Annotated in this window: 10 protein-coding genes and 1 tRNA gene; 9 read left to right on the forward strand and 2 right to left on the reverse strand. The window is 70.0% G+C overall.

Annotated features, from left to right (window positions below):
* The first annotated feature begins 200 nt into the window (after positions 1-200).
* Complete coding sequence (locus VHK87_RS03180) at positions 201-689, forward strand: NUDIX domain-containing protein (RefSeq protein ID WP_329633451.1); 489 nt, start codon at positions 201-203, stop codon at positions 687-689.
* Between the two features lie 44 nt (positions 690-733).
* Here VHK87_RS03180 and VHK87_RS03185 read toward each other — a convergent pair whose 3' ends face one another.
* Positions 734-1,219, reverse strand: coding sequence for an outer membrane protein assembly factor BamE (locus VHK87_RS03185; protein WP_329633452.1), 486 nt, complete (start codon positions 1,217-1,219; stop codon positions 734-736).
* 111 nt (positions 1,220-1,330) lie between these two features.
* Between VHK87_RS03185 and VHK87_RS03190 the strand changes: the two genes are divergently transcribed.
* The 7 genes from VHK87_RS03190 to VHK87_RS03220 all read left to right on the forward strand — a co-directional run bounded on the left by VHK87_RS03190 (position 1,331) and on the right by VHK87_RS03220 (position 5,466).
* Entirely contained in the window at positions 1,331-1,864 is a 534-nt protein-coding gene (locus VHK87_RS03190; protein ID WP_329633453.1) for a ubiquinol-cytochrome C chaperone family protein, read from the forward strand.
* On the forward strand, positions 1,861-2,373 hold the full coding sequence (locus tag VHK87_RS03195) for a DUF177 domain-containing protein (RefSeq protein ID WP_329633454.1): 513 nt from the start codon (positions 1,861-1,863) through the stop codon (positions 2,371-2,373). The genes VHK87_RS03190 and VHK87_RS03195 overlap by 4 nt, the downstream gene beginning before the upstream one ends.
* A 97-nt stretch (positions 2,374-2,470) precedes the next feature.
* A complete protein-coding gene (gene plsX / locus VHK87_RS03200) occupies positions 2,471-3,526 on the forward strand; it encodes a phosphate acyltransferase PlsX (RefSeq protein ID WP_329633455.1) in 1,056 nt (351 codons plus the stop codon).
* A complete protein-coding gene (locus tag VHK87_RS03205; RefSeq protein WP_329633456.1) occupies positions 3,527-4,507 on the forward strand; it encodes a beta-ketoacyl-ACP synthase III in 981 nt (326 codons plus the stop codon).
* An 87-nt stretch (positions 4,508-4,594) separates the two neighbouring features.
* A complete protein-coding gene (locus VHK87_RS03210; RefSeq protein WP_329633457.1) occupies positions 4,595-4,903 on the forward strand; it encodes an integration host factor subunit alpha in 309 nt (102 codons plus the stop codon).
* Between the two features lie 2 nt (positions 4,904-4,905).
* Positions 4,906-5,319 (forward strand): MerR family transcriptional regulator, encoded by a 414-nt coding sequence (locus VHK87_RS03215; RefSeq protein WP_329633458.1) that lies wholly within the window; start codon positions 4,906-4,908, stop codon positions 5,317-5,319.
* Between the two features lie 70 nt (positions 5,320-5,389).
* A tRNA-Pro gene (locus tag VHK87_RS03220) sits at positions 5,390-5,466 on the forward strand.
* Positions 5,467-5,503: 37 nt separating this feature from the next.
* Here the strand turns inward: VHK87_RS03220 and VHK87_RS03225 are convergent.
* The gene (locus tag VHK87_RS03225; protein WP_329633459.1) at positions 5,504-5,701 is read right to left on the reverse strand and encodes a DUF2842 domain-containing protein; all 198 of its coding nucleotides are present in this window, start codon (positions 5,699-5,701) and stop codon (positions 5,504-5,506) included.
* Between the two features lie 146 nt (positions 5,702-5,847).
* Here VHK87_RS03225 and VHK87_RS03230 point away from each other — a divergent pair.
* Positions 5,848-6,480, forward strand: a 633-nt coding sequence (locus VHK87_RS03230; protein ID WP_329633460.1) for a COX15/CtaA family protein, incomplete at its 3' end; no start/stop codon positions are given.

Here is a 6,480-nt window from a genome sequence, read left to right on the forward strand (position 1 = left end):
ATGATCAAGATCACCAACATCGTGGCTCTGCTGCTGCTGGCGGTGCTGGCCCACGGCGCAGTCGGCTGATCTGATCCCTCGTCACTGACGACGACGCCCCGGAGAGCGATCTCCGGGGCGTTTTCTTGGCCGCTGTCCCGCGGCGACCTTGACCCGGCGCCGCCTGCTGGCAGCATCGCCCACGACTGGGGAGGCTGGCGATGGCGGGGTTTTCGGAGAGCTATCTGGGACGGCTGCGCCAGGTCGTCGGCGACCGATTGATCCTCATGCCCGGAGGGCGCGTGGTCGTGGAAGATGGCGTCGGGCGCGTTCTCCTGCAGCACCGCTCCGACTTCGACCTCTGGGGCGTGCCCGGCGGCGCGCCGGAGGAAGGTGAGGACCTGACCGCAAGCATCCTGCGGGAATTGAAGGAGGAGACCGGACTGGACGCGGCCGAGGCGATCCCTTTTGGGTTCGCCTCCGATCCAGCGTTCGAGACGATCACCTACCCCAACGGCCACCGATGTCAGTACTTCATCCTGTTGTTCGCCGTGCGGACCTTCCAGGGCGAGGCGACGGTGGCCGACGACGAAAGCCACGCGGTCGAATGGTTCACACCGGACGCGCTGCCGCAGATGCTTCCCAACATGCGGCGCACGGTGGAGGCCTACATGCGCTTCAAGGAAAGCGGCGAGTTCCAGGTCATCTAGGCGCTCCCGCCCGGCGCAGGGAGCGCTGCTTCGTAGGGTGAGCCCTACCGCCGATCGCCAGGGCGGTTCCCGGGGGCGCTCTCGTCGTCCCGGGGCAGCATGGAGCCGCGGCCGACGGTGCCGAGGAGCTGTTCGAGGATGGTCAGCTCGCGGCCGCGGGTCGGGGTCTCGCGGCCGTTGAAGGCGATGACCTTGCCCTGCTCGAGGGTGACCACGTCGACCCGCTCCACCGCCTCGGTCTGGCCGTTGAAGCTGACCGCGACGATTTCGCGCTGGGTGACGCGGGGCTTGCGGAACGCGACGCGCTCCTTCACCTCGGCGATGTAGTACCAGGTGTTCGCATCGAAGGTGGAGGTGGCCGAGGGCGACCCCAGCTTGGTGCGGACCGTGGTCTTGGTGTCGGTCCCGGCCTGGATGTCCTTGGGGCTGGTCTCGATGGCCTGGAAGCCGCGATAGCTGGTGATCGGCGCGCAGGCGCCAGCGGACAGCAGGGCGGCGCTCAGGGCGACGAGGGCGGCTTTGCGAAACATCGGGCCTCTGGAACCTATCATTTGGGTCGGCGGCTTTGACCTAGCCGTCGTGGTTACTTAGTTCAATGCCGCCGTTAAGCGCATCCGGCGGCGAAATCGAGGCTTTCTTCCATGATCCTGGCCCGTCTGTTCCGTCCCAGGGCCGCCCAGGAGGCGGGGCGGGCGCTCTATGCAGGGGCGGTCGCCGAGGCCCGCCGGCCCCGGCTCTACGCCGACCTGGGCGTGCCCGACACGCCGGAGGGGCGATTCGAACTCTACACCCTGCACGTCCTGCTGCTGATCGAGCGGCTGCGGGGGCAGGGGCCGGCGGCGGCCGAGGCCTCACAGGTGCTGTTCGACACCTACATCAGCGCCCTCGACCACGGGCTGCGCGAGCTGGGCGTCGGCGACACCTCGGTGGGCAAGAAGATGCGCCGGCTGGGCGAGGCCTTCTACGGCCGGGGCAAGTCGTACGATGCGGCCATCGCCGCGCTGCCGGACCAGGGCCCGCTGACCGCCTTCCTGCAGCGCACGGCTTTCGCGGGGGCGGCGAGCCCGCAGCCGCAGGCGCTGGCGGACGAACTGCTCGCCAAGCGCGCCGCGCTGGCGGCGCTGCCGCTGGAGCGGCTGCTGGCCGGCGAGGCGGGCTGGGAGCGGCGGCCATGAGCGCCCACACGATCCGCCTCTCCGAGGTGACTCGTGGCCCCATCACCGTGGACGTCGCGCCGGATGAAGCCGAGCGGAAGGCCATCGCCAAGCGGCTCGGCCTCGTCAGCCTGCCTGCGCTGACGGCCCGCATGACGGTGCGCTCCTGGCTTGACGGGGCGGAGATCGGCGGACGGTTCGACGCCGTTGTGGAGCAGGAGTGCGGCGTCACCCTGGATCCTTTCGAGCAGCCGCTGAGCGGCGATATTGAGGTCCGCGTGGTGCCCGCCGGGAGCCCGCATGCGCCCTCGCCGGAGGGGCCGGAGATGGAGCTGGAACCCGACGCGCCGGACCTGCCGGACGAGTTGGCCGGCGAGGAGATCGACCTGGGCGAATATCTCATCGAGCACCTGGCGCTGGAGATCGATCCGTTCCCCCGCAAGCCGGGCGCCACCTTCGACTACGAGAACCCGAAGGGTGACGACTCGCCCTTCGCCGTGCTCAAAGGGTTGAAGGACCGGAAGGGCTGAGCTGACCCCCGGCCCGATTTTGCAGCCGAAGCGCGCGGCTGTATCGTCGGCCGCCGGCCGGCGAGGTCGCCGCAGGGGGTCTTAAGCCAAAACCGCCGTGACAGAGCCGCTGGTCATCTCCGTTGACGCCATGGGCGGCGACCACGGGCCCGCCGTGGTCGCGCCGGGGCTGGCGCGCGCGGCCGCCGAGCTGGGGCCGAGCGTCCGCTTCCTGGTGCATGGCGACGAGCAGGTCCTCACCGAGGCGCTGGCGGCCTGCCCGAGCCTCAAGGGCCGCGCCGAGGTGCGCCCCGCCCCGGGCGTCATCTCCATGGACGAGAAGCCCGCCCAGGCCCTCCGCCGAGCCAAGGGCTCGTCGATGTGGAACGCCGTGGAGGCGATCCGCGCGGGGGAGGCGGGGGCGGCGGTCTCGGCGGGCAACACCGGCGCCCTGATGGCCATCTCCAAGCTGATCTTGCGGATGAGCGCCGAGCTCGATCGCCCGGCCCTGGTGGCCAGCTGGCCGGGGGCGCGCGGCGTGACCTCGGTGCTGGACGTGGGCGCCAACGTCGACTGCGACGCCGAGCGGCTGGTGGAGTTCGCCATCCTGGGCGAGGCCTTTCACCGGGCCGCGCAAGGGGTGGCGCGCCCCACCGTCGGCCTGCTGAACGTCGGCTCCGAGGAGATGAAGGGCCACGAGGAGGTCCGCCAGGCGCACCGGATCCTGCGCGAGGGCCGCTTCGACCTCGACTACCGCGGCTTCGTCGAGGGCGACGACCTGACCAAGGGCGCCGTGGACGTGGTGGTCACCGACGGCTTCACAGGCAACGTGGCGCTGAAGACCGCCGAGGGCGTGTTCCGATTCATGACCGGCGAGCTGCGGGCGGCGCTGACCTCGACCGCCATGGCCAAGGCCGGCGCGCTGCTGGCGAGGCCGGCGCTGCGGGCCTTCCGCGACCGACTGACGCCCCGGGTCGCCGCGCCGCTCCTCGGGCTGAACGGCGTGGTAGTGAAGACCCACGGCGGCGCCAGCGAGCAGGAAATCGCCGACGCGGTCCACATGGCCGCCGATCTGGCCCGAAGCGACTTCGCGGCGCAGATCGAAAGGAATATGAGCAGGTTGAGCGACGCGGTTCAGGCGCCGCCCCCGCCCGCCGCCGATGGAGCCGCATGAGTGACCAGGGTCTTGCGTAGCGTCGTCACCGGGGTCGGCGGCTATCTTCCGGACGAGGTGGTGACCAACGCCGACCTTGCGCAGGTGGTCGAGACCTCCGACGAATGGATCGTCGAGCGGACCGGGATCCGCACACGCCACCGTGCCGGCAAGGACCAGGCCGTCTCCGACCTGGCCGTCGAGGCCGCGCGCCGCGCGCTAGCCGCCGCCGGCAAGACCGCCGCCGACGTCGACCTGATCGTAGTGGCCACCACAACCCCGGACCTGACCTTCCCCGCCACCGCCACCATCGTGCAGCGCAAGCTGGGCGCCCCGGTCGGCATCGCCTTCGACGTCCAGGCAGTGTGCTCGGGCTTTGTCTACGCCCTGTCGGTGGCCGACGGGTTCGTCGCCCGCGGCCGCTCGCAGTGCTGCTTGGTGATCGGCGCCGAGACCATGACCCGGCTGATGGACTGGACCGACCGCGGCACCTGCGTGCTGTTCGGCGATGGGGCCGGCGCGGTCGTGCTGGAGCCGCGCCCGGAGGAGGGGACGATCGCCGACCGTGGGCTGCTCGGATTCGCCCTGCGCGCCGACGGGACCAAGCAGGACCTGCTCTACGTGGACGGCGGGGTCTCCACCAACGGCGAGGTCGGCAAGCTGCGGATGCAGGGCAACCAGGTGTTTCGCCACGCCGTGGTCAACATCTCCGAGGCCGTGGTCGCGGCGGCGGCCGACGCCGGGATCGAAGTCTCCAGCGTCGACTGGTTCATCCCGCACCAGGCCAACCAGCGGATCCTGGAGGGCGTGGCCAAGCGCCTGGGCATCGACGACAACAAGGTCATCAGCACCGTCTCGGAACACGCCAACACCTCGGCGGCCTCAATTCCGCTCGCCATGGCCAAGGCGGTGGAGGATGGCCGCATCCGGCCTGGCCAGCTGCTGCTGCTCGAAGCCATGGGCGGCGGGCTTACCTGGGGCGCCTGCGTGCTGCGCCTCTAAGCAAAGATAAATTTCCCCGCTTGAAGCCTTTGACTTGATGCGACTATCAGGTCATGACGGATAACCGACACAAGCTACGGGGGGTCGATGAAAGGCGCTACCGTTACGCGGGCCGATCTGTGTGAGGCGGTCCACGAAGAAGTCGGCCTGACGCGGCAAGATTGCTCCGCTCTGGTCGAACGAACCCTCGAGCTGATGGCCCAGGCCCTGGAGCGGGGCGAGCAGGTCAAGCTGTCCGGATTCGGCGTCTTCCAGGTGCGCGCCAAGCGCGCCCGGATGGGCCGCAACCCCAAAACGGGAGAGCCGGCGGCCATCGAGCCGCGCCGGGTGATCGGCTTCCGTGCGTCGCAGGTGATGAAGGCCAGAGTGGATTCGGCCTTGTCTGGAGGCGGCTGACGGTGGCCAAGGGCCCCGACGCCTTTCGCACCATCTCCGAAGCAGCCGAAGAGCTGAATGTGCCGCAGCACGTGCTGCGGTTCTGGGAAACCAAGTTCTCCTTCATCCGGCCCATGAAGCGAGCCGGCGGGCGCCGGTTCTACCGGCCTCAGGACATCCAAGTGCTGCGCGGCATCCGCCGGCTGCTGCACGAGGAAGGCTACACCATCAAGGGCGTCCAGCGGCTGCATCGCGAGGAGGGTCTGCGCCGGCTGATCTCGGCGGGGCAGGGGCTCGCCGGCGCGCCGGTCGCCTCAGGGGTCGAATCAACGCCCCATCCGGTCGACCTCGACGAGCCCGCGCGCGAGCGGCTGGAGGCGGCCATGGCGGAGCTCGAGGCGGCCAAGTCGCGCCTCGATGCGCTGCTGCGCCGCTGAGCGCGCCATCTCGCCACATACCGATTGCCCGGCCGTGGGAGGGCGCCTATAACCCGCCCCTCGCGGATGTCGGAGCGTAGCGCAGCCTGGTAGCGCACTTGACTGGGGGTCAAGGGGTCGTGGGTTCGAATCCCGCCGCTCCGACCATCCGCGGTTTCCCACCCAGTTCCGACACGTCCGGCGCTCAGCGCCCGCGGTTCATCCAGCTGATCAGCGGCAGGATCGGGATGAACCAGAAGGTCCCGGCCACTACGAAGTAGGCGAGCTCGACCAGGCGGTTGTCCGGTAGCAGGTCGGCGATCAGCGTGGCGACCACCACGTAAGCGGCCAGGAACGCCAGGATGACGAACAGTCCGATGAATTTGCGGGTGCGCGCGCCCAAGTCGGGCTCCTCTTGCTGAGCGGCGAGCGATAGGCGCCCCGCGGCCCCTTGCCAAGCGGGGTGTGGGCGGGGCAGGGAGGCGCGATCCTTCGGGCGGCCTGCTGAAGCTTGCCCAAATCCGCCGATGAGGGGCTCCCCGCCCGCCCATGACCTCGTTCCTGCGTTCCGACCGGTCCCGGCCGGTGGCTGTCTGGCTTCTGATCATCGCCGCCCTGGTGCTGGCGATGGTGGCGGTCGGCGGGGCGACCCGCCTGACCGGCTCGGGCCTGTCGATCACCGAGTGGCGGCCGGTGACCGGCGCCGTGCCCCCGCTCAGCGACGCGGACTGGGCCTCCGAGTTCGCCAAGTACCGCGAGATCCCGCAGTACAAGCTGCTGAACCGTGGCATGAGCCTTGCCGAGTTCAAGTCCATCTACTGGTGGGAGTGGATCCACCGTTTCCTCGGGCGCCTCGTCGGCGCGGTCTTCCTCATCCCCTTCGTCTATTTCCTGGTCCGCCAGCAGATCCCCCGGCGGCTGATCCCCCGCTGCATCCTGCTGTTCGTGCTGGGCGGCCTGCAGGGGGCGATCGGCTGGTGGATGGTGGCCAGCGGGCTGGCGGACCGCGTCTCGGTAGCGCCCGAGCGGCTGGCCGTGCACCTCGGGCTGGCCTTCGCACTGTTTGCAGCCCTTATCTGGACGGCGCTGGACGCGTGGACCGGGGCGGCCCGCCAGACCTTGCCCAGCCCCTGGGGGCGCGTGGCCGCGACGCTGCTGGGCCTGACCTTCGTCCAGATCCTG

This window comes from Phenylobacterium sp., from assembly GCF_036263695.1.
GTDB lineage: Bacteria > Pseudomonadota > Alphaproteobacteria > Caulobacterales > Caulobacteraceae > Phenylobacterium.